Raw genomic sequence first — 21,520 nt, 5'->3', positions numbered from 1 at the left:
GGCCAAAATCTTGGGGCCGGTCCGAAGGTCCCCGAGGGGGTGACCGACGGCCGTGCCGGGCATCAACGGGGATGACCGCGCCGGACCGCGAGTCACGCCGGGAGCCGCGCGTGTTCGCACTATCTGAGGAGCCGCCTGATGTCCGACTTCGTACCCGGGCTCGAAGGGGTCGTCGCGTTCGAGACGGAGATCGCCGAGCCCGACAAGGAAGGCGGGTCGCTCCGCTACCGGGGCGTCGACATCGAAGACCTCGTCGGCCACGTCTCCTTCGGGAACGTCTGGGGCCTGCTGGTCGACGGTGCCTTCAACCCGGGCCTGCCGGCCGCCGAGCCCTTCCCCATTCCGGTCCACTCCGGTGACATCCGCGTCGACGTCCAGTCCGCGCTCGCGATGCTCGCCCCCGTGTGGGGTCTGAAACCGCTGCTGGACATCGACGTGCAGACCGCCCGCGACGATCTCGCGCGCGCGGCCGTGATGGCACTGTCGTACGTCGCCCAGTCCGCCCGCGGCCAGGGCCTGCCCATGGTGCCGCAGCGGGAGATCGACAAGGCCGAGTCCGTCGTCGAGCGGTTCATGATCCGCTGGCGGGGCGAGCCGGACCCGCGGCACGTCAAGGCCGTCGACGCCTACTGGACCTCGGCCGCCGAGCACGGCATGAACGCCTCCACCTTCACCGCGCGGGTGATCGCGTCGACCGGCGCGGACGTCGCCGCCGCGCTGTCCGGCGCGGTGGGCGCCATGTCGGGGCCGCTGCACGGCGGGGCGCCGTCCCGCGTGCTCGGCATGATCGAGGAGATCGAGCGCACCGGCGACGCCGTGGCGTACGTGAAGAAGGCCCTCGACAAGGGCGAGCGGCTGATGGGCTTCGGGCACCGCGTCTACCGTGCCGAGGACCCGCGCGCCCGCGTGCTGCGGCGCACGGCCAAGGAACTCGACGCGCCGCGCTACGAGGTGGCCGCCGCGCTGGAGAAGGCCGCGCTGGAGGAGCTGCACGCGCGCCGTCCCGACCGGGTGCTCGCCACGAACGTGGAGTTCTGGGCCGCGATCATGCTGGACTTCGCCGAGGTCCCGGCGCACATGTTCACGTCGATGTTCAGCTGCGCCCGTACCGCCGGCTGGTCGGCGCACATCCTGGAGCAGAAGCGCACGGGCCGCCTGGTGCGGCCCTCGGCCCGCTACATCGGGCCCGGGCGGCGCAACCCGCAGGAGATCGCGGGCTACGCGGACATCGCCGAGACCGCGTGATCGCGGGGCCGCCGGGCCGCGGGGCCGCGTAGTCGCGTAGTCGCGTTGAAAGATCGGGCGCCGTATCCCGCGAGCGGGGTGCGGCGCCGTTCTCGTTCCCGCCGCCTCAGCCCAGGGCCGCGTCCAGGATCCGGGACCACTGGGCCACCACCCGGGCCCGGCGGGCCGTGTCGTCGGTGAGCACGTTGGCGAGGCCCAGGCCCCGCGCCATGTCCAGCAGGCCCTGCACGGTCTCCCGTACGCCCGGCACCGACTCGTCCGCACCCAGCAGCTCGACGGCGATGCGGTGGGTCTCACGGCCGACCCGGGCCTCCAGTTCGGTGACCTGGGGGCGCAGCTGCTCCTCGTTGGAGGCGGCCACCCACAACTGGAGGGCGGCCCGGAAGAGGGCGCCGGTGTACAGGTCGACGAGCGCCTCCACCACGGCGGGACGGGCGGCCGGGCCGGCGTGGAAGAGGTCGCGCAGGGCGGTGGAACGCTCCTCGGCGACGTACTCGACGGCCGCGGTGAACAGGTCCTCGCGGGTCGGGAAGTGGTGCTGGGCGGCGCCGCGCGAGACACCGGCCCGTTCGGCGACGACCGAGACGGTCGAACCGGCCCAGCCGTGCTCCGCCAGGCAGGACACGGCCGCCTCCAGGAGGTGGCGGCGGGTGACGCGGCTGCGCGCCTGCTTGGGGCCGGTCACAGCGACCATGACGGTTCCCGGCGCTCGAAGCGGGCGGTGATGCCTTCGCGGGCCTCGGCGGAGGCGAACAGTCCGGCGGACAGCTCGGTCAGTCGCGAGCCGTCGCGGGTGAGCGCCTCCCGTACGGCGGCGGCGGTCAGCGCCTTGGTCGCGGCCAGCCCCTGCGGGGAGGCCTTGCGCAGGCCGGCGAGTACGGGCTCCAGGGCCGCGTCCACGTCCTCGCCGTGCAGGGTGAGCAGACCGATCCGGGCGGCCTCGGCGGCGTCGAAGGCTTCGGCGGTGAGGAAGTAGCGGGCGGCGGCGCGCGGGTCGAGGCGCGGCAGCAGCGGCATGGAGATCACCGCGGGGGCGAGGCCGAGATGGGTCTCGGTGAAGGCGTACGAGGACTGCGGTCCGGCGGCGGCGATGTCGCAGACGCCGAGCAGCCCGAGGCCGCCGGCCCGGACGTGGCCGGTGACCCGGGCGACGACGGGCTTGGGCAGCTCGGCGGTCTCGCGGAGCAGGGCCAGGAAGTCGGCCGGATCGCAGGGGGACTTGAGGTCGGCCCCGGCACAGAAGGTGTTGCCGGTGTGGGTGAGGACGACGGCCCGGACGGCCGTGTCCGCGGCGGTGGCGGCGAGCGCGGAGCGGAGCTCGGCGACGAGGTCGACGGAAAGGGCGTTGCGGTTGCCCGGGGAGTCCAGGGTGAGGGTGGCGATGCCGGTCGCCTGGGCGGCGTGCACTCGTGGGGCCATGTCTCCTCCGGAGTGGTGTGCGGATGGGGGTACTTCGGGAGCCGAGTCCCTCCGGGAGGGTACGTGGCGCTTGCCCTGCGGGGTGCCCTGCGGGGTGCCCTGCGGGCGGCTCGGCGGGGTGGGGCTCGGTGGCACGTTCCTCGTGCCGAGGTGGAGTCGCCTCAATCGCCGGCGGGGCTTCAAAGGGTGGGGCGGTGCCCCGCACGAGGATCTCCTCGGCTCGCGCCAGACGGCCGCGGTCCTGCCGTACGGCCTGGGTTGCGCGCTCGTCCTGCGGGGACCCTCCTACGTGTCCCCACCCCACACCAGGGCTCCGACAGCACAACCCATCCACCCCACCCATTCAAGCCCCGCCAGCGCTTGAGGCACGGGGCCGGGCGGAGCCCGGTGGGGATACGGGCACGCCGTACACCGCCGAGCAGGCCCGCACTTTCAGCCCCGCCGGCGATTGAGGCGCGGGCCCGCACTTTCAGCCCCGCCGGCGATTGAGGCGCGGGGACGGGCGGAGCCCGGTGGGGGGCCGGCGTTAGTAAGACTTCGGCAGGCCCAGGGTTTGGTGGGAGATGAAGTTCAGGATCATCTCGCGGCTGACCGGGGCGATGCGGGCCACGCGGGAGGCGGTGATGAGGGAGGCCAGGCCGTATTCGCGGGTGAGGCCGTTCCCGCCGAGGGTGTGGACCGCCTGGTCCACCGCACGGACACAGGCCTCCCCGGCGGCGTACTTCGCCATGTTCGCCGCCTCGCCCGCCCCCATGTCGTCGCCCGCGTCGTACAGGCGGGCCGCCTTCTGCATCATCAGGCGGGCCAGTTCCAGCTCGATGTGCGCCTGGGCCAGCGGATGGGCCACCGCCTGGTGCGCGCCGATGGGCGCCTTCCAGACCTGGCGGGTCTTCGCGTAGTCGACGGCCTTGGCGAGGGCGTAGCGGCCCATGCCGATGGCGAAGGCGGCGGTCATGATGCGTTCGGGGTTGAGGCCCGCGAACAGCTGGAGCAGGCCCGCGTCCTCGTCGCCGACCAGGGCGGATGCGGGCAGGCGGACCTCGTCCAGGGTCAGTTCGAACTGCTTCTCCGCGGCGGCCAGTTCCATGTCTATGACCGAGCGGCCGAAGCCGGGGGCGTCGCGCGGGACGATGAACAGGCAGGGCTTGAGGGTTGGTGCGGCCCCGCTGGATGATGCGGTTTCGGTGCGGCCGACGATGAGGGTGGCGTCGGCGATGTCGACACCGGAGATGAAGACCTTGCGGCCGGTGAGGATCCAGTCGTCGCCGTCGCGGCGGGCCGTGGTGGTGATCCGGTGGGAGTTGGATCCGGCGTCGGGTTCGGTGATGCCGAAGGCCATGGTGCGGCTGCCGTCGGCGAGGCCCGGCAGCCAGGCCTCCTTCTGGGCGTCCGTGCCGAAGCGGGCGATGACCGTGCCGCAGATGGCGGGCGAGACGACCATCATGAGGAGGGGACAGCCCGCGGCCCCGAGTTCTTCCAGGACGATGGAGAGTTCGGCGATGCCGCCGCCCCCGCCGCCGTACTCCTCGGGGAGGTTGACCCCGAGGTAGCCGAGCTTCGCGGCGTCGGCCCACAGCTCGTCGGGGTGGCCGCCTTCGCGGGCGACGCGGGCGAGGTAGTCGCGGCCGTAGCGCTGCCCGAGGGCGGCGACGGCGGCGCGCAGGGCGGTGTGCTCTTCGGTTTCGATGACGGTGCTCATGCTTGCGGTTCCTCCTGGACTACGGCGAGCAGGGCGCCGAACTCGACCTGTTGGCCGGTGGCGACGTGGAGCGCGGTGAGCGTGCCGGAGGCGGGAGCGAGGATGCGGTGCTCCATCTTCATGGCCTCCAGCCAGAGCAGGGGCTGGCCGGCGGTGACGGGGCTGCCGGGGGCCGCGCCCTCGGCGATGCGCACGACGGTGCCGGGCATGGGGGCGAGCAGCGAGCCCGGTTCGGTGCGGTCCTGGGGGTCCGGGAACCGGGGAACGGGGATGAGGGTGTGGGCTCCGAGCGCGGAGTCCACGTAGACCTCGGTGTTGTTCGAATTTCGTTTCACGTGGAACGTCCGTCGGATGCCGTCGACTTCGAGCGTGACGAGGTGCCGTTCGGCCGACAGGACTCGAACGCCCGGCTGGTTCACCGGGTGGTACTGGACCTCGTACTCGGTGCCGGCCACGGTGTAGCGGCGGGTCTGCGGCTGGGAGCGGACGTTGCGCCAGCCGCCGAGGCGGGCGGCGAGGGGGGCGTCCGGGCCGGGGGCCGCTTCGGCGAGGGCGGCGGCGAGGGCGGCCGGGGTGGCGTCGGGGGCGCTGCCGGTGAGGGTGTCGAGGTGGCGGTCGTAGAAGCCGGTGTCGAGCTGCCCGGCGGCGAAGTCCGGGTGCCGCAGGGAGCCCACGAGGAGCTCGCGATTGGTGGTGAGCCCGTGGATGCGGGCTCCGGCGAGGGCGGCGGCGAGGGCCCGGACGGCCCCGGCGCGGGTGGGGGCGTGGGCGACGACCTTGGCGAGCATGGGGTCGTAGTGGATGCCGACGGTGTCCCCGTCGGTGAAGCCGGTGTCCACGCGGATCTCGCCGGGGATGGCGAGGGTGTGCAGGACGCCGGTCTGGGGGCGCCAGTCCTGGGCGGGGTCCTCGGCGTAGAGGCGGGCTTCGACGGCGTGGCCGGTGGGCTGCGGGGGCGCCGGGGGCAGGGCCTCGCCCTCGGCGACGCGCAGCTGGAGGGCGACGAGGTCGAGGCCGAAGACGGCTTCGGTGACGGGGTGTTCGACCTGGAGGCGGGTGTTCATCTCCAGGAAGTACGGGCGTCCGTCGGCGGTGACGAGGAACTCGACGGTGCCCGCGCCCTCGTACGAGACCGCGCGGGCGGCGGCGACGGCTGCGGTGTGCAGGCTCTCCCGCAGGCCTGCGGGCAGTCCCGGTGCGGGGGCTTCCTCGATGACCTTCTGGTGGCGCCGCTGGAGGGAGCAGTCGCGGGTGCCCAGCGCCCAGACGGTGCCGTGGGTGTCGGCGAGGATCTGCACCTCGACGTGGCGGCCGCGTTCCACGTAGGGCTCGGCGAAGACCTCGCCGTCTCCGAAGGCGGAGCGGGCCTCGGCGGAGGCCGCGTCGAGGGCCTCCTTGAGCTGGTCGAGGTCGCGGACCACGCGCATGCCGCGGCCGCCTCCGCCGGCCGCGGCCTTGAGGAGGAGGGGTAGGTCGGCGGGGGTGGCGGCGGCCGGGTCGACGGGGTCGAGGAGCGGCACGCCGGCGGTGCGCATCAGTTCCTTGGCCCGGGTCTTGGAGGCCATGGCCTCGATGGCTTCGGGGGACGGGCCGATCCAGGTCAGTCCGGCGGCCAGGACTTCGCGGGCGAAGTCGGCGTTCTCGGAGAGGAAGCCGTAGCCGGGGTGCACGGCGTCGGCGCCCGCGGCGAGGGCGGCCTTGATGATGAGGTCGCCGCGCAGGTAGGTGTCGGCGGGGGCCGCGCCGGGCAGCCGTACGGCCGCGTCGGCGTCGCGGACGTGCAGGGCGTCGGCGTCCGGGTCGGAGTGGACGGCGACGGTGGCCAGGCCCAGGGCGCGGGCGGTGCGGAAGATCCGGACGGCGATCTCGCCGCGGTTGGCGACGAGGAGGGAGGTCAGGTTCGTCATGTGCGGGCTCACATCCGGAAGATGCCGAAGCCGCCACGGGCGCCCTCGACGGGGGCGTTGTGGACGGCCGACAGGCACAGGCCGAGGACGGTACGGGTGTCGCGCGGGTCGATGACCCCGTCGTCGTAGATCCGCCCGGACAGGAACATCGGGAGGGACTCGGACTCGATCTGCGCTTCGACGAAGGCCCGCATCCCGGCGTCGGCCTCCTCGTCGTACGGGAGCCCCTTGGCGGCGGCCGACTGGCGGGACACGATGGAGAGCACTCCGGCCAGCTGCTGGGGGCCCATGACGGCGGACTTGGCGCTGGGCCAGGCGAAGAGGAAGCGGGGCTCGTAGGCGCGGCCGCACATGCCGTAGTGGCCGGCTCCGTAGCTCGCGCCGATGAGTACGGACAGGTGCGGGACCTTCGAGTTGGAGACCGCGTTGATCATCATCGAGCCGTGTTTGATGATGCCGCCCTGCTCGTACTCCTTGCCGACCATGTAGCCGGTGGTGTTGTGGAGGAAGAGGAGGGGGATGTCGCGCTGGTTGGCGAGCTGGATGAACTGGGCGGCCTTCTGGGACTCGGCGCTGAACAGCACGCCCTGTGCGTTGGCGAGGATGCCGACCGGGTAGCCGTGCAGGGTGGCCCAGCCGGTGACGAGGCTGGGGCCGTAGAGGGGCTTGAACTCGTCGAAGTCGGAGGCGTCGACGATCCGGGCGATGACCTCGCGCGGGTCGAAGGGGGTCTTGAGGTCGGGCGGGACGATGCCGAGGAGTTCCTCGGGGTCGTGCAGGGGTTCCTCGGCGCGGGGCGGGTCCGCGTGCGGTTTGCGGTGGTTCAGGCGGGCCACGACGCGGCGGGCCCGGCGGATCGCGTCGTACTCGTCGAGGGCGTAGTAGTCGGCGAGTCCGGAGGTGCGGGCGTGCATGTCGGCGCCGCCGAGGGACTCGTCGTCGCTCTCCTCGCCGGTGGCCATCTTGACCAGGGGCGGACCGCCGAGGAACACCTTGGAACGGTCCTTGATCATGATCGTGTGGTCGGACATGCCGGGGACGTACGCGCCTCCGGCGGTGGAGTTGCCGAAGACGACGGCGACGGTCGGGATGCCCTCGGCCGAGAGCCGGGTGAGGTCGCGGAAGATCGCGCCGCCCGGGATGAAGATCTCCTTCTGGGAGGGCAGGTCGGCGCCGCCGGACTCCACGAGGCTGATGCAGGGGAGGCGGTTCTGCCGGGCGATCTCGTGGGCGCGCAGCGCCTTCTTCAGCGTCCACGGGTTGGAGGCGCCACCGCGGACGGTGGGGTCGTTGGCGGTGATCAGGCACTCGACGCCCTCGACGGTGCCGATGCCGGTGACCATGGAGGCGCCGACGGGGTAGTCGCTGCCCCAGGCGGCGAGCGGGGACAGTTCCAGGAACGGGGTGTCGGGGTCGAGGAGCAGCTCGACGCGCTCGCGCGCCAGGAGCTTGCCGCGGGCCCGGTGGCGGGCCGTGTACTTCTCGCCGCCGCCCTGCATTGCCTTGGCGTGCTCGGCGTCGAGGGCGGCGAGGCGCTCCAGCGCGGCGGTACGGGCGTCCGCGTGCTCGGGGGCGTGCGGGTCGACGGTGGTGCCGAGGCGGGTCATGCGGTGGTCCCCTCCGGGGCGGGTACGGGTGCGGGGCCCTGAGCGGGCTGCGGGGCGGATACCGGGCCCTGGGCGGGCGGCAGGAGGTCGACGGGGATGTCGAGGTGGCGGGCGCGGAGCCATTCGCCGAGGGCCTTGGCCTGGGGGTCGAAGCGGTGGCCGGAGGCGACGCCGCCGCCGAGGATGCCGGTGACGGTGAAGTTCAGGGCGCGGAGGTGGGGTAGTTCGTGCCGCTGCACGGCGAGGCCGCGGGTCTCGGGGAGCAGGGTCTGGAACCGGTCGACGGTGAGGGTGTCGCGAAGCCAGTGCCAGGCGGGGGCGGATTCGGCCCAGACGCCGACGTTGGCGTCGCCGCCCTTGTCTCCGCTGCGGGCCCCGGCCAGCGCCCCGAGGGGGGCGCGGACGGTCTCCCGGGGCTGCGCCCCGGACCCGGCGGGGGCTCCGCCCCCGGACTCCCGCGCCTCAAACGCCGGCGGGGCTGGAACAGCGGCGGGGTCCGCCGGCAGGGCTGCAACAGCGGCGGGCTCCGCCGGCGGGGCTACGACAGGCGGGGCGGGGATCGGGACGTGGGTGCCGTCCGGGAGGACCGCCACGTGCGGGACCTCGTCGGACGGGATCAGGGTCGAGGTGAAGACGCCGTAGGGCTGGGCCGGGCCCGGTGGGGCGGTGACGTGGAAGCCCGGGTAGCTGCCGAGGGCCAGTTCGATCGCCGTCGACGTCAGGGCGCGGCCCACCCGGTCCGGGGACGGGTCGCGGACGACCAGTCGCAGTAGGGCGGAGGCCGTCTCCTGCGTGTCGGCGTCCTCGTGGTCGGTGCGGGCCAAGGTCCAGGTGGCGTCAACCACGCCTTCCAACACCTCGTCCAGTTGGGTGCGGACGAGGTCCGCCTTGGCCTCGATGTCCAGGCCGGTCAGGACGAAGACGACCTCGTTGCGCCAGCCGCCGATCCGGGTGACGCCCACCTTCAGGGAGGGCGGCGGGGCCTCTCCGCGCGCTCCCGTGACCCGTACCCGGTCGGTGCCCTCGTCGGTCAGCCGGACGGTGTCCAGGCGGGTGGTCACGTCCGGGCCGAGGTAGCGCACGCCCTGGGTCTCGTAGAGGAGTTGGGCGGTGACGGTACCGGCGGTGACGGCGCCGCCCGTGCCGGGGTGTTTGGTGATGACCGCCGAGCCGTCCTCGGAGATCTCCGCCAGCGGGAAGCCGGGGCGGCGGACGTCGTGCCGGGCGAAGAAGGAGTAGTTGCCGCCGGTGGCCTGGGTGCCGCACTCCAGGACGTGGCCCGCGGCCACCGCCCCCGCCAGCCGGTCGTAGTCGTCCGGGGCCCAGTCGAACCACCAGGCCGCCGGGCCGCTGACCAGCGCCGCGTCCGTGACCCGGCCGGTCACCACCACGTCGGCGCCCGCCCGCAGGCAGGCCGTGATCCCGGCGCCCCCGAGGTAGGCGTTGGCCGTGAGGGCCCCGTCCACCCGTGCGGTGAGGTCGTCGCCCTCGACGTGGGCCACCCGCACCGGGACGCCCACCTTCGCAGCCAAGGCCCGTACGGCGTCGGCGAGTCCGGCCGGGTTGAGGCCGCCGGCGTTCGCGACGATCCGCACGCCGCGCTCGTGCGCGAGCCCGAGTCCCTCCTCCAACTGACGCAGGAAGGACTTGGCGTAGCCGAGGTCCGGGTCCTTCAAGCGGTCGCGACCCAGGATCAACATGGTCAGCTCGGCCAGGTAGTCACCGGTCAGCACGTCCAACGGGCCGCCGGTCAGCATCTCGCGCAGGGCGCCGAAACGGTCCCCGTAGAAGCCCGAGGCGTTGCCGATGACGAGCGGGCGCCGGGTCACCGCGCGGCCCCCGGCTCCCGGCCGGCCCCCGCCGGGCCGGCGAAGGCCTGGGCGATGTCCAGCCAGCGGTCCGCGTCGGGTCCGGTCGCGATGAGGCCGAGGTCGCCGCGGTGGGCCCGCTGGGTGACCAGCAGACAGAAGTCGAGCGCGGGTCCGGTGATCCGCTGCGGGGCGTCCGGCGGGCCGTACGCCCACACCTGCGGGCCGTCGGGGGCCGTCAGCTCCACCCGGAACTGCGCGGCGGGCGCGGGCAGTCCGCGTACGGCGTAGGCGTAGTCGCGGGCCCGTACGCCGATCCGCGCCACGTGCCGCAGCCGCACGGTCGGGGTGCGGTGCACGCCGAGCGCGTCGGCGACGTCCTGGCCGTGGGCCCAGGTCTCCATGAGCCGGGCGCTGGCCATGGAGGCGGCCTTCATCGGCGGCCCGTACCAGGGGAAGCGGGTGTCGGGCGAGGCCGCGGCCAGCGCCTCGTCGAGGGCGGCGCGCGTGGCGCGCCAGCGGGCGAGCAGCTCGGCGGGGGCCAGCTCCGCGCCCTCGCGCGCGCCCTCGTCGACGAAGGTGTCGGGGGCCTTCAGGGCCTCCTCGACCATGTGGCCGAAGCCGGTGGCGTCGGTGAGGGAGAGCAGCGAGGCCCGGTCGGTCCAGTGCAGGTGGGCAATCTGGTGGGCGATGGTCCAGCCGGGCGCGGGGGTGGCCCTGCCCCAGTCGGGGCCGGTCAACTCACCTACCAGGGAGTCCAGTTCACGGCCCTCCTCGCGCAGATCTGCGAAGACGGCGACGGCTGCGTCGACGGCGGACGGATCGGGCACGGTGCGCTCCCCTCTCGGCGTGAGGGGAAGACTGGCAGCACCCGGCAAAACAATCAAGCATGCTTGCATGATTTTTTCGGGTGCCGACGCCTTCCCGCCACCCGCACCAAACCGCCCCACCGGAAAGGCAGTTGTCGTGTGCAGCACCGGCCGCAGGTCCCACCGCTCGGCGGCCCGCGGGCACAGCGGGGACGATTTCGGCCGTAAGCCGGAAACCCGCGATACGTCACCGGATGTCCCGTCGATACTGAACGTTCCGCTCCGGGCCCGGGCGGGCGCACCAGTTCGTGTCACTCGACGCAGACGACGAAGAGGATGGACTGACGTGACTCCAGCCGCCCGCACCCCCTTCTCCCTCTATCCCGAACTCGACGCGACCGCCCTCACCGCCTTCGTGACCGCCCTGGAGAGCGGCGACGTCACCGGCCTCGCCCCCGCCCGCGCCGCCGAGGTCGCCGAGGTCCGCTCGGTCGCCGTCTTCACCCGCGGCAAGGTGACCGGCGCCGACGGGGACCTCCTCGACGCCGCGCTCTGGCGGCACACCGGAACCCGGCCGCGCCCCGTGATCGTCATGCCCTCGCCCTGGTCCAACCTGGGCTGGCTCCCGTACGCCGTCCAGGCCTCCCTCTTCGCCGCCCGCGGCTACGACGTCCTCGCCTACTCCACCCGCGGTTTCGCCGGCTCCGAAGGCCAGGTCGACGTGGCGGGCCCGCTCGACGTCGCCGACGGCAGCCGGGCCCTGGACCACCTCATCGAGCGCAGCCCCGGCCCGGTGACGAAGATCGGTTTCCTCGGGGACTCGTACGGCTCCGGCATCAGCCAGCTCGTCGCCGCGCACGACACCCGCATCGACGCCGTGGTCGCGCTCAGCACCTGGGGCGACCTCGGCGAGGCCTTCTACGAGAACTCCACCCGGCACATCGCGGCCGTACGGGCCCTGCTCGATGCGGCCGCGAAGGCCCGCCTGAGCCCGCAGACGCAGAGCGTCTTCGACAACGTCCTCGCCAACCGCGACGTCCAGGGCACCCTGCGCTGGGCGGAGACCCGCTCGCCCTTCAGCCACATCAAGGAGCTCAACCGCCGTCAGGTGCCGGTCTTCTTCTCGCTCGCCTGGCACGAGACGCTCTTCCCGCCCAACCAGACGCTGAAGATGTTCAACGAACTGACCGGCCCCAAACGCCTCGCGGTCTCCATCGGCGACCACTCCGGGCCCGAGATGACCGGCATGCTCGGTCTGCCCAACCGGATCTGGACGGACGCCCACCGCTGGCTCGACCACCACCTCAAGGAGATCGACAACGGCATCGACGCCGAGGGTCAGGTGCTCGGCGAGATCATGTGGAGCAAGACCCTCGAACCCCGCCCCACCTGGCCCTCCCTCACCGAACGCCTGGAACGGCTGCACCTGGCGGCCGACGGCGAACTCGGCGACGAACCACAGGCCGGCTGGACGTCGACCGTGCTGTGCGGGGTGGACACCCCGGCGACCGTCGCCGACAAGGTGGTGCAGTCCGGCTACGCGGAGATCGCCGGCCGCCCGAAGGTCTACCGGACCCAGGACATCGACCGCACCGTCGCCGCCGTGTGGACGTCGGACCCGGCCGGGGAGACCACCCGACTGCGCGGCATTCCGCGGCTGCGCGTGACGTACCGGGCGGGGAACCCCGGATCCACCTTCGTCGCGTACCTCCTCGACACGGCACCCGACGGCACGGCCCACATCATCACGCACGCCCCGTACACCGACGTCGATTCCCCGCCCGACAGCCTGATCAGCGCGGACATCGAACTCCAGGCCACGGCCTACGACGTGCCGCGCGGCCACCGCCTGATGCTCGTGATCGACGCCTGCGACCCCTTCTACGCCGACGCCAACCTGCCCCGCGCAACCCTGTCGTTCACCTCCCCGGAACCCACCCCGTCCTACCTGGACCTCCCCCTCGGCTGACCCGACCCGCCGGCCCGGCCGTCCGCGAAGGCTGGGCAGGCGGGGCGCGGGGGCGGCTTCGGTGGGCGGGAGCCGGGCGGGCGGCATCAGAGATGCGTACGGGGGTTTCCCGTCAGTCCCATCGTCCTTCCGTGTCGGGCCGGTCCCTCAAGGGCGCTCCTTTGCCGTCGCTCGCAGGAGGTCCCGCAGGAGGTCGAAGTCGACCTTGGCGGGGTTGCGGAAGCGCAGGCAGGCCTTGCCCATGTCGTGGGGGGCCAGGCGGTCCGCGAAGGCGTCCCGGACGTCGGTGCGCATCAGGTAGAAGGAGATGTACTGCTTCTGGTTCGCCCAGGCGATCTCGCCGGCGGTCGCGCCCGCCCGCACGTACACCGGCATCCCGTACGCGATCCCCTCCTCGAACCCGGTCAGCTCCTCCAGGCACAGCTCCCGCAGCCGCACCAAGGCCTCCCGTCGGGCCTCGGGGACCGCGGCCAGGTAGGTGGCGACGTCCATCAGGCGGCCTTCTTCCGGATCTGCGAGCGGACCGCACCCATGCTGGCCGCGATCACGAGGGCGATGGCCAGGGCGTCCAGTGCGGACATGGCCTGGTTCAGGACGAGGAAGCCCGCGGCGGCGGCGATGGCCGGCTCCAGGCTCATCAGGATCGCGAACGTCGGCGCCGGCATCCGCCGCAGCGCGAGCAGTTCCAGCGTGTACGGCAGGACGGAGGACAGGACGGCCACGCCCAGGCCGAGGGCCAGTGTGCTCGGGACCAGCAGGGCCGGGCCGGCTTCGGCGATGCCCAGCGGCAGCGAGATGACCGCGGCCACCGCCATCGCCAGCGCGAGCCCGTCCGCCTGCGGGAAGCGGCGGCCCGTACGCGCACTGAACACGATGTACGCCGCCCACATCGCGCCCGCCCCGAGCGCGAACGCCGCTCCCAGCGGATCGAGGGAGCCGAAGCCGAGGCCGCCCCCGCCGTGCCCGGACAGCAGGACCACACCGCCGAGTGCGAGGCCGGCCCACAGGACGTTGACCAGGCGCCGGGAGACGATGACGGAGAGGGCGAGCGGTCCGAGGACCTCCAGGGTGACCGCCGGGCCCAGCGGGATCCGGTCGATGGACTGGTAGAAGAGGCCGTTCATACCGGCCATGGCGACGCCGAAGGCGAGCACCGTGCCCCAGTCGGAACGGGAGTAGCCGCGCACCTTCGGGCGGCACAGGAGCAGCAGCACGAGCGCGGCGGCCGCGAGGCGCAGGGTGACCACGCCCGCCGCGCCCGCCCTCGGCATGATCATGACCGCGAGCGCCGCGCCGAACTGCACCGAGATCCCCGCCGAGATCACCAGCGCCACGGGACCGAAGCCGGAACCGGACCCCGGACCAGAACCAGAACCGGAACCCGAACCGGAGCCCTTGGCAGGCGACGGGGCCGGTGCGGTGACGGCCGGCGAGGCTGCCGGGGAGGACGAAGAGGAAGGTGCGGGCATCTCTCCAGACTAAGGGCCCGTAAGGAGTGTCGCCGCATGTCCTGCCTTACAAGCGTGATAACTCCGCCCTACATCCCTACGCCCCTACATCCCTACACCCCTTCCCCCAGTCCCTCCGCCAGGAGTTCCGCAAGGTGCCGGGCCCGGACCCCGCCCAGCTGTGCGATCTGCGTACGGCACGAGAACCCGTCCGCCTGGATCGCGGCGTCCCGCGGGGCCGCTCGCAGCGACGGCAGCAGCTGTTCCTCCGCGCAGGCCACCGACACCTCGTGGTGCCCCGGCTCGAAGCCGAAGTTGCCCGCCAGCCCGCAGCAGCCCCCGCTGAGCTCGCCCACCAGCCCGGCCCGCTCCCGCAGCCGTCGGTCGGGGCCGTCCCCGAGCACCGCGTGCTGGTGGCAGTGGGTCTGGCCGACCACCTCCCGGTCCAGGCGCAGCGGTCGCCAGGCCGGTGCGCACTCCTCGAGCGTCTCGGCGAAGGTCCGCACCGCCGCCGCGAGGCGGGCCGCGCGGGGGTCGTCGGGGAGCAGGGCGGGCAGGTCGGTGCGCAGGGCCGCGGCACAGCTCGGTTCGAGGACGGTGACGGGGCCGGAGACCTCTCCGACGGTGTCCAGCGTCCGGCGCAGGACCTTGCGGGCGCGGTCGAGGCGGCCGGTGGACACGTACGTCAGCCCGCAACAGACCCGGCCGCCGCGGGGGACGGACACCTCCAGCCCGGCCGCCCGGAGCACGCGGAGCGCGGCGTGGCCGACCTCGGGGGCGAGGTACTCCGTGAACGTGTCGGGCCACAGGGTCACGGTGATACCGAGGCGGGAGCCGGAGCCGAAGCCGGAGCCGGAACCGCCGCCAGGCCCAGCCCTAGAGCCGGAGCGCCCGTCCGCGCCCCGCGTGAACGGCCGCTTCGCCAGCTCCGGCAGGGACCGTTCCGGGGTCAGTCCCGGCACCGGTACCGGCAGGAGGCGCACGGCGGCGTTGACCGCCCCCGCCGCCCGCAGGCCGGCGATCAGCCGGAGCCAGCCCGGCAGGCCGCCCAGCGTGTAGTGGGACAGCGGGCGGATCCGGCCCGCCCAGTGGCGGTGCAGGAACTCCGCCTTGTACGCGGCCATGTCCACGCCCACCGGGCAGTCACTGCGGCAGCCCTTGCACCCCAGGCACAGGTCCAGCGCCCCGGCGACCTCCGGCGAGCGCCAGCCGTCCGTGACGATCTCCCCGGCCAGCATCTCGTGCAGCAGCCGCGCCCGGCCCCGCGTGGAGTGCTGCTCCTCCCCCGTGACCCGGTACGACGGGCACATCACCGAGGCGCCACCACCCGCGTCCGTGGTCCGGCACTTCGCGACGCCCACGCACCGCGCGACCTCCCCCGCGAACGAGGTGGCCGGCAGCACGGCGAAGCGCAGGTTCTCGTCCAGTCGCGCCGGCCGGACCAGCATCCCGGGGTTCATCCCGCCCGCCGGGTCCCACACGTCCTTGTAGGCGCCGAAGAGCCGGACCACCTCCGTCCCGTACATCTTCGGCAGCAGCTCCGCCCGCGCCTGCCCGTCCCCGTGCTCTCCCGACAGGGAGCCGCCGTGTGCGACGACCAGATCGGCCAGTTCCCCGGAGAAGTCCCGGAAGCGGGCGATGCCCGCCGCCGACACCAGGTCGAAGTCGATCCGTACGTGTACGCAGCCCTCGCCGAAGTGCCCGTACGGGGATCCGTGCAGCCCGTGCGCGGCCAGCAGGGCCCGGAACTCCCTCAGGTACGCCCCCAGCCGGGCCGGCGGCACCGCGCAGTCCTCCCATCCCGGCCAGGCCATCCCGCCCCCCGGCATCCGGGTCGCCGTGCCCGCCGCGTCCTCGCGGATCCGCCACAGCGCGCGCTGCGCCGCCGGGTCGGTGACAAGCAGCCGGTCCACGGCGTCGGCGGCCCGCAGCAGGGCCCGCGCCCCGCCCTCGTCGGGCATCTCCACGAACAGCCACGCCCCGCCCCGGGGGAGCTCCGGGGCGGTGCCGCCCAGCAGGTCTTCGGCCATCCCCTCCACCGTCAGCGGCCCGTACGGCAGCAGCCCGGCCGCCGCCTCCGCCGCCGCGCTCTCGTCCGCGTACCCGAGCACCGCGAGCACCGGCGCCCGCGGCGCCTCCACCAGGCGCACCACCGCCTCCGTCACCACCCCGAGCGTGCCCTCGCTCCCGCAGAACGCCCGCGCCAGCTGCACCCCGCGCTCGGGCAGCAGCGCGTCGAGGCCTCCGTAGCCGGAGATCCGCCGCGAGAAGCCGGCCGCCGTACCAGCAGGCGCCGTACCACCGGGCGCCGTCCCACCGGGCGCCGTCCCGCCCGGCGCCATCCCGCCCGGCGCCATGCCGGTGCGCAGTAGCCCCAGGTGTCCGGTGACCAGTTCCCGCAGGCCCGCCGGGGCGCCCGACCAGCCCGTTGCGATCCGGTGCGCGGTGCCCCCGTACGCCGTCACGGCCAGCTCGGTCACGTTGTCCGCGGTGGTGCCCCAGGCCACCGAGTGGGCCCCGCACGCGTTGTTGCCGATCATGCCGCCGAGGGTGCAGCGGGAGTGCGTGGACGGGTCGGGCCCGAAGGTCAGCCCGTACGGGCGCACCGCGTCCCGCAGCCGGTCGAGGACCAGTCCGGGCTGGACCACGGCCGTCCTGGCCGCCGGGTCCACCGACACGAGGCCGTTCATGTGCCGGGTGAGGTCGAGGACCACGCCCACCCCGGTGGCCTGGCCTGCGATGGAGGTTCCGCCGCCGCGCGGTACGACGGGCACCCCGGCCTCCGCGCACACGGCGAGCGCGGCCGCCACGTCGTCGGCGTCGCGCGGGGCGACCACGCCCACCGGCACGCGCCGGTAGTTGGAGGCGTCCATGGTGGTCAGGGCCCGTGCGGCGGCGCCGAAGTCGATCTCCCCGCGCAGGTTCTCCCGCAATGTCCGTTCGAGTTCACCGGGTGACGTCACGGCCCCAGCCTCCCACCGGACGGAACCGTCTCATCGGGTGGACGCGCGTCCGGAGCGCGGACCGGGACCCGATACGCTCCGCTCGTGGCTGAGATCCAGATTCCCGCTGACATCAAGCCCGCCGACGGACGCTTCGGCGCGGGCCCCTCCAAGGTGCGGACCGAGGCGCTGGACGCCCTCGCCGCCACCGGTACCTCCCTGCTCGGAACCTCACACCGCCAGGCCCCGGTCAAGAACCTGGTCGGCTCGGTGCGCCAGGGCCTCCGGGACCTCTTCTCCCTCCCCGACGGGTACGAGGTGATCCTGGGCAACGGCGGCTCCACCGCCTTCTGGGACATCGCGACCGCCGGTCTGATCGAGCAGAAGTCCCAGCACCTCACCTTCGGCGAGTTCTCCTCGAAGTTCGCCACGGCCGCGAAGCTCGCGCCGTGGCTGGACGCGCCGTCGGTGATCTCCTCCGACCCGGGCACGCACCCGGAGCCGGTGGCCGAGGCGGGCGTGGACGTGTACGCGTACACCCACAACGAGACCTCGACGGGTGTGGCGGCGCCGATCAAGCGCGTCGCGGGCGCCGACGCGGGGTCCCTCGTTCTGGTGGACGCTACCTCGGGCGCCGGCGGTCTGCCGGTGGACATCACCGAGACGGACGTCTACTACTTCGCCCCGCAGAAGTCCTTCGCCTCGGACGGCGGCCTGTGGCTGGCCGCGTTCTCCCCGGCCGCCCTCGAGCGCGCCGCCCGCGTGCACGCCTCCGGCAGCCGGCACATCCCGGAGTTCTTCTCGCTGCCGACGGCAATCGACAACTCGCTGAAGAACCAGACGTACAACACCCCGGCGCTGTCCACCCTCTTCCTGCTGGACCAGCAGTTGCAGTGGATGAACAGCCAGGGCGGCCTGGAGTTCACCACCGGCCGTACGGCGGCCAGTGCGCGCAACCTGTACGGCTGGGCGGAGGCCTCCAAGTACGCGACCCCGTTCGTCGTGGACGCCGACAAGCGCTCGTCCGTCATCGGCACGATCGACTTCTCGGACGACATCGACGCGGCGGCCGTCGCCAAGGTGCTGCGCGCCAACGGGATCGTGGACACCGAGCCGTACCGCAAGCTCGGCCGCAACCAGCTCCGCATCGCGATGTTCCCGGCGATCGACCCGGCGGACGTGCAGGCGCTGACGGCCTGCATCGACTACGTGATCGACAAGCTCTGACCGCCACCCGCCCGGTACGACGCGAAGCCCCCGGTCGACTTGTCGTCACCGGGGGCTTCGGCGTTCCCCGGACACCCCGAAGGCCACCGGCGTGGGGTTCTCCCGCACGCGGTACCTTCAGGGCTCCGGCGGCGATTCTTGGAGGCAGCGGCGTGAGCGTGCGAGTGACGGCGGCCCAGAGCGGTGTGGACCCCTTCGGCACGGCCCGGCTGCGGCGCGGGGTGCTCGACGCGTGGGGTGCGGGCCCGGCCCGGTTCCGCGAGGACGCCAACGCCGAGGAGGACCTCGCGCTCGGCGGCTACCGGGACCGGCTGGTCATCGAGCTGGCGCAGAACGCGGCCGACGCCGCGGCCCGGGCCCGGGTGCCCGGCCGGCTGCGGCTCACCCTGCACGAGGGCGAGGGCGGGCACGCGCTACTGGCCGTCGCCAACACCGGTGCCCCGCTGGACGCGACGGGCGTGGAGTCGCTGAGCACCCTGCGCGCCTCCGCCAAGCGGGAGCCGGCCGGCGACAGCGTCGGCCGGTTCGGCGTCGGCTTCGCGGCCGTACTGGCCGTCTCCGACGAACCCGCGGTGCTCGGCCGTCACGGCGGGGTGCGCTGGTCCCTGGCCGAGGCCCGGGAGTTGGCCCGGGGCGCCGCCGTCGGCAGCCCCGGCCTCGGTGACGAACTGCGCCGCCGCGACGGGCACGTTCCGCTGCTGCGCCTCCCGCTGCCCGCCGAGGGCACCGCTCCTGAGGGCTACGACACCGTCGTGGTTCTCCCGCTGCGCGACGCCGCCGCCGAGGGGCTGGTGGAACGGCTGTTGGCGGGCATCGACGACGCCCTGCTGCTCACCCTGCCCGGGCTGCGCGAGGTCGTCGTGGAGACCCCGTCCGACGGCACGCGCACCCTGTACCGGCGCGACGAGGGCCCGTACACGGTCATCGAGGACACCACCGCCTCCGGTACGGTCACCCACCGCTGGCGCACCGTCCGCCACGGCGGCCCTATCGAGCGCGCGCTGCTCGCCGACCGGCCCGTCGAGGAGCGGCTGCGGCCCGCCTGGGCGGTGTCCTGGGCGGTGCCCGTCGACTCCGACGGCGCCCCGGTCCGCCCGGCCACGGCCCCCGTGGTGCACGCGCCGACCCCCACCGACGAGCCGCTGGGCATCCCGGCGCTGCTCATCGCGACCCTGCCGCTGGACACCAGCCGCCGCCACCCGGCGCCGGGCCCGCTGCTCGACTTCCTCGTGGAGCGCGCGGCCGACGCGTACGCCGAACTCCTCGGCGCCTGGGACCCGGTGACGACCGCCCTCGTGGACCTGGTGCCCGGCCCGCTCGGCAAGGGCGAGCTGGACGGGGCCCTGCGCGCGGCCGTGCTCCAGCGCCTGCCCCGTACCGCCTTCCTCGCGCCGGCCGCGCCGCCCGAGCACGCGGAGGAGCGCGCGGCCCTGCGCCCCTTCGAGGCCGAGGTGGTGGAGGGCGCGGGCGCCGACACCGTACGCGTCCTCGCCGAGGTCCTGCCGACCCTGCTGCCGGCGGGCCTGGAGCGCCGCGCCGAACTGCGCACCCTGGGGGTGGGCCGGCTCCCGCTGGGCGACGCCATCGAGCGGATCGCGGGCATCGAGCGGACCCCCGAGTGGTGGCACCGGCTCTACGACAGCCTCGCGGGGGTGGACCCCGACCGGCTGTCCGGGCTGCCCGTGCCGCTCGCCGACGGCCGCACCTCGATCGGCCCCCGGCACATCCTGCTGCCCGGCACGGACACGCCGACGAGCCTGGCCCGGCTGGGCCTGAAGGTGGCCCACCCGGACGCGGCGCACCCGCTGTTGGAGAAGCTCGGCGCGCTCCCGGCCACGGCGCGGGCGGTCCTGACGACCCCGCAGGTGCGGGCGGCCGTCGCCGCCTCCCTCGACGCGGGGGAGATCTGGGACGAGGACGCCGACTCCCTGGACGGCGACGAACTGGCCGAGGTGGTCCTCGGGCTGGTCCAGGACGCCGAGCTGGCGCCGGGCGACGAGCCCTGGCTCGGCGCGCTGGCCCTGCCGGACGAGGAGGGGGAGCTGGTCCCGGCGGGCGAGCTCCTGCTGCCGGGCAGCCCCCTGGCCTCGGTGATCCGCGAGGACGAGGTGCCGTACGTGGACGCGGACCTCGCCGAGCGGTGGGGTGCGGGCCCGCTCACCGCCTGCGGGGTCCTGGCCACCTTCCAGCTGGTCCGCGCCACCGACGTGGTCCTCGACCCGGACGAACTGGAACCGCGCGAGGGCGATTTCGCCGAGCCCGACGACGCGGGCCTGCTGGACGCGGTCGACGTGTGGTGCGAGGACGTCCTGGACCAGCTGCCGGACCTCCCGGTCCCGCCCGTGGCGACCGAGCTGATCGCCGTCCGCGACCTCGACCTCGTCGACGACGACTGCTGGCCGCAGGCCCTCGCCATGCTCGCGCAGCCGCCGCTGCGCGACGCGCTGACCCAGCCCGTGCGGATCCTGCTGCCGGACGGCACCACGCAGTCGGTGCGCCCGTACACCGCCTGGTGGCTGCGCGACCACCCGGTGCTCGACGGCCGCCGCCCGGCGGGCCTGCGCGCGGCGGGCGGCGACCCGCTGCTGCGAGGCCTCTACACCTCGGCGGACGCCACGGGCTTCGAGGACGAGCAGGTGCTGCGGGCGCTGGGCGTACGGACCACCGTGGCGGCCCTGCTGGACGAGCCCGGCGGCGCCGCCGAGCTGCTGGCCCGGCTCGCCGACCCGGACCGTGAGGTCACCGGCCACCAGCTGCACGGCCTGTACGGTGCGCTGGCCGATCTGGACCCCGAGCAGGTCACCCTCCCGGACGAGCTGCGCGCGGTGGTGGACGGCGAGGTGGTCGTGGTGGACGCGGCCGACGCGGTGATCGCGGACGCCCCGGACCTGCTCCCGCTGACGGCGGGGCTGCCGCTGCTGCCGGTCCCCCCGGCGCGTGCGGCGGACCTCGCGGAGCTGCTCCAGGTCCGCCGCCTCTCGGAGACGGTTCCGGCGGAGGTGACCACGCCCGGCGAGGAGCACGAGGTACCGGAGTCGGTGCTCGTGCTGCTGGGTCCGGCCACTCCGAGGACGTACATCGAGCACGAGGAGCTGGTCGCGGGCGGCACGGAGCTCGACTGGCGCCGCACCTCCGACGGCACGCTCCACGCGTCCACGCTGGAGGGCGTGGCCGCCGGCCTCGCCTGGTCGGCGGGCCAGTGGCCGCGCCGTTTCGAGGTGGCGGCGCTGCTGGAGGACCCGTCGCGTACGGCGGAACTGGCCCGGGACCGCTGGTTCGACTGACGGGAGGCGGGCCGCGAGCGGGCCGAAAACGGGCCGGGAACGGGCCGGGAGGCGGGCGCGCGGCCGCCCGGAAACCGTGCGCTCCCTTTGACAGGCGGCACGTGCCGACTCAGACTGATCAGTGCTTTCCGCCCGACCGGCGGATCCACGACCACG

Annotated in this window: 14 protein-coding genes; 4 read left to right on the top strand and 10 right to left on the bottom strand. The window is 74.0% G+C overall.

What is annotated here, in order from left to right; translation table 11 throughout:
• Positions 1 to 138: 138 nt before the first annotated feature.
• Positions 139 to 1,245 (top strand): citrate synthase 2, encoded by a 1,107-nt coding sequence (locus OG594_RS04145; protein WP_266595237.1) that lies wholly within the window; start codon positions 139 to 141, stop codon positions 1,243 to 1,245.
• A 106-nt stretch (positions 1,246 to 1,351) separates the two neighbouring features.
• Here OG594_RS04145 and OG594_RS04140 read toward each other — a convergent pair whose 3' ends face one another.
• The 7 genes from OG594_RS04140 to OG594_RS04110 form a co-directional block, all read right to left on the bottom strand.
• On the bottom strand, positions 1,352 to 1,939 hold the full coding sequence (locus OG594_RS04140; RefSeq protein WP_030009580.1) for a TetR/AcrR family transcriptional regulator: 588 nt from the start codon (positions 1,937 to 1,939) through the stop codon (positions 1,352 to 1,354).
• Positions 1,927 to 2,664: an enoyl-CoA hydratase family protein gene (locus OG594_RS04135; RefSeq protein ID WP_266595234.1), complete on the bottom strand. Its 738-nt coding sequence runs from the start codon at positions 2,662 to 2,664 to the stop codon at positions 1,927 to 1,929. The genes OG594_RS04140 and OG594_RS04135 overlap by 13 nt, the downstream gene beginning before the upstream one ends.
• Positions 2,665 to 3,190: 526 nt before the next feature.
• Positions 3,191 to 4,363: an acyl-CoA dehydrogenase family protein gene (locus OG594_RS04130; protein WP_266595232.1), complete on the bottom strand. Its 1,173-nt coding sequence runs from the start codon at positions 4,361 to 4,363 to the stop codon at positions 3,191 to 3,193.
• Entirely contained in the window at positions 4,360 to 6,270 is a 1,911-nt protein-coding gene (locus OG594_RS04125; protein WP_323185166.1) for a biotin carboxylase N-terminal domain-containing protein, read from the bottom strand. The genes OG594_RS04130 and OG594_RS04125 overlap by 4 nt, the downstream gene beginning before the upstream one ends.
• Positions 6,271 to 6,278: 8 nt before the next feature.
• A complete protein-coding gene (locus tag OG594_RS04120) occupies positions 6,279 to 7,877 on the bottom strand; it encodes an acyl-CoA carboxylase subunit beta (RefSeq protein WP_266595228.1) in 1,599 nt (532 codons plus the stop codon).
• On the bottom strand, positions 7,874 to 9,634 hold the full coding sequence (locus tag OG594_RS04115; RefSeq protein WP_266602582.1) for an acyclic terpene utilization AtuA family protein: 1,761 nt from the start codon (positions 9,632 to 9,634) through the stop codon (positions 7,874 to 7,876). Before OG594_RS04115 ends, OG594_RS04120 begins: the two co-directional genes overlap by 4 nt.
• Positions 9,635 to 9,702: 68 nt before the next feature.
• Positions 9,703 to 10,515, bottom strand: a complete 813-nt coding sequence (locus OG594_RS04110) for a TIGR03084 family metal-binding protein (protein WP_266595226.1) — start codon at positions 10,513 to 10,515, stop codon at positions 9,703 to 9,705.
• Between the two features lie 325 nt (positions 10,516 to 10,840).
• Between OG594_RS04110 and OG594_RS04105 the strand changes: the two genes are divergently transcribed.
• Entirely contained in the window at positions 10,841 to 12,463 is a 1,623-nt protein-coding gene (locus tag OG594_RS04105) for a CocE/NonD family hydrolase (RefSeq protein ID WP_266595224.1), read from the top strand.
• A 147-nt stretch (positions 12,464 to 12,610) separates the two neighbouring features.
• Here the strand turns inward: OG594_RS04105 and OG594_RS04100 are convergent, their stop codons facing one another.
• The 3 genes from OG594_RS04100 to OG594_RS04090 all read right to left on the bottom strand — a co-directional run bounded on the left by OG594_RS04100 (position 12,611) and on the right by OG594_RS04090 (position 16,874).
• Positions 12,611 to 12,955, bottom strand: coding sequence for a DUF1801 domain-containing protein (locus tag OG594_RS04100; protein ID WP_266595222.1), 345 nt, complete (start codon positions 12,953 to 12,955; stop codon positions 12,611 to 12,613).
• Positions 12,955 to 13,932, bottom strand: a complete 978-nt coding sequence (locus tag OG594_RS04095) for a DMT family transporter (RefSeq protein ID WP_266595220.1) — start codon at positions 13,930 to 13,932, stop codon at positions 12,955 to 12,957. The genes OG594_RS04100 and OG594_RS04095 overlap by 1 nt, the downstream gene beginning before the upstream one ends.
• A gap of 92 nt (positions 13,933 to 14,024) precedes the next feature.
• Positions 14,025 to 16,874: an FAD-binding and (Fe-S)-binding domain-containing protein gene (locus OG594_RS04090; protein ID WP_266595218.1), complete on the bottom strand. Its 2,850-nt coding sequence runs from the start codon at positions 16,872 to 16,874 to the stop codon at positions 14,025 to 14,027.
• Positions 16,875 to 16,958: 84 nt separating this feature from the next.
• Between OG594_RS04090 and serC the strand changes: the two genes are divergently transcribed.
• On the top strand, positions 16,959 to 18,080 hold the full coding sequence (serC, locus tag OG594_RS04085; protein WP_266595216.1) for a phosphoserine transaminase: 1,122 nt from the start codon (positions 16,959 to 16,961) through the stop codon (positions 18,078 to 18,080).
• A gap of 152 nt (positions 18,081 to 18,232) precedes the next feature.
• Positions 18,233 to 21,364, top strand: coding sequence for a sacsin N-terminal ATP-binding-like domain-containing protein (locus tag OG594_RS04080; protein WP_266595214.1), 3,132 nt, complete (start codon positions 18,233 to 18,235; stop codon positions 21,362 to 21,364).
• Positions 21,365 to 21,520: the final 156 nt, after the last annotated feature.

The sequence above is a fragment of the Streptomyces sp. NBC_01214 genome, from assembly GCF_026340975.1.
Taxonomy (GTDB): Bacteria; Actinomycetota; Actinomycetes; order Streptomycetales; family Streptomycetaceae; genus Streptomyces.
The sequence above is the reverse complement of the archived record's forward strand: the minus strand, read 5'-3'. Positions and strand labels throughout refer to the sequence as shown.

Excerpts from the sequence above, each read along its gene's own strand:
- OG594_RS04145 (WP_266595237.1), top strand. The coding sequence starts at position 139 with ATGTCCGACTTCGTACCCGGGCTCGAAGGGGTCGTCGCGTTCGAGACG.
- OG594_RS04140 (WP_030009580.1), bottom strand. The coding sequence starts at position 1,939 with ATGGTCGCTGTGACCGGCCCCAAGCAGGCGCGCAGCCGCGTCACCCGC.
- OG594_RS04135 (WP_266595234.1), bottom strand. The coding sequence starts at position 2,664 with ATGGCCCCACGAGTGCACGCCGCCCAGGCGACCGGCATCGCCACCCTC.
- OG594_RS04130 (WP_266595232.1), bottom strand. The coding sequence starts at position 4,363 with ATGAGCACCGTCATCGAAACCGAAGAGCACACCGCCCTGCGCGCCGCC.
- OG594_RS04125 (WP_323185166.1), bottom strand. The coding sequence starts at position 6,270 with ATGACGAACCTGACCTCCCTCCTCGTCGCCAACCGCGGCGAGATCGCC.
- OG594_RS04120 (WP_266595228.1), bottom strand. The coding sequence starts at position 7,877 with ATGACCCGCCTCGGCACCACCGTCGACCCGCACGCCCCCGAGCACGCG.
- OG594_RS04115 (WP_266602582.1), bottom strand. The coding sequence starts at position 9,634 with ATGCTGACCGGCGGCCCGTTGGACGTGCTGACCGGTGACTACCTGGCC.
- OG594_RS04100 (WP_266595222.1), bottom strand. The coding sequence starts at position 12,955 with ATGGACGTCGCCACCTACCTGGCCGCGGTCCCCGAGGCCCGACGGGAG.
- OG594_RS04095 (WP_266595220.1), bottom strand. The coding sequence starts at position 13,932 with ATGCCCGCACCTTCCTCTTCGTCCTCCCCGGCAGCCTCGCCGGCCGTC.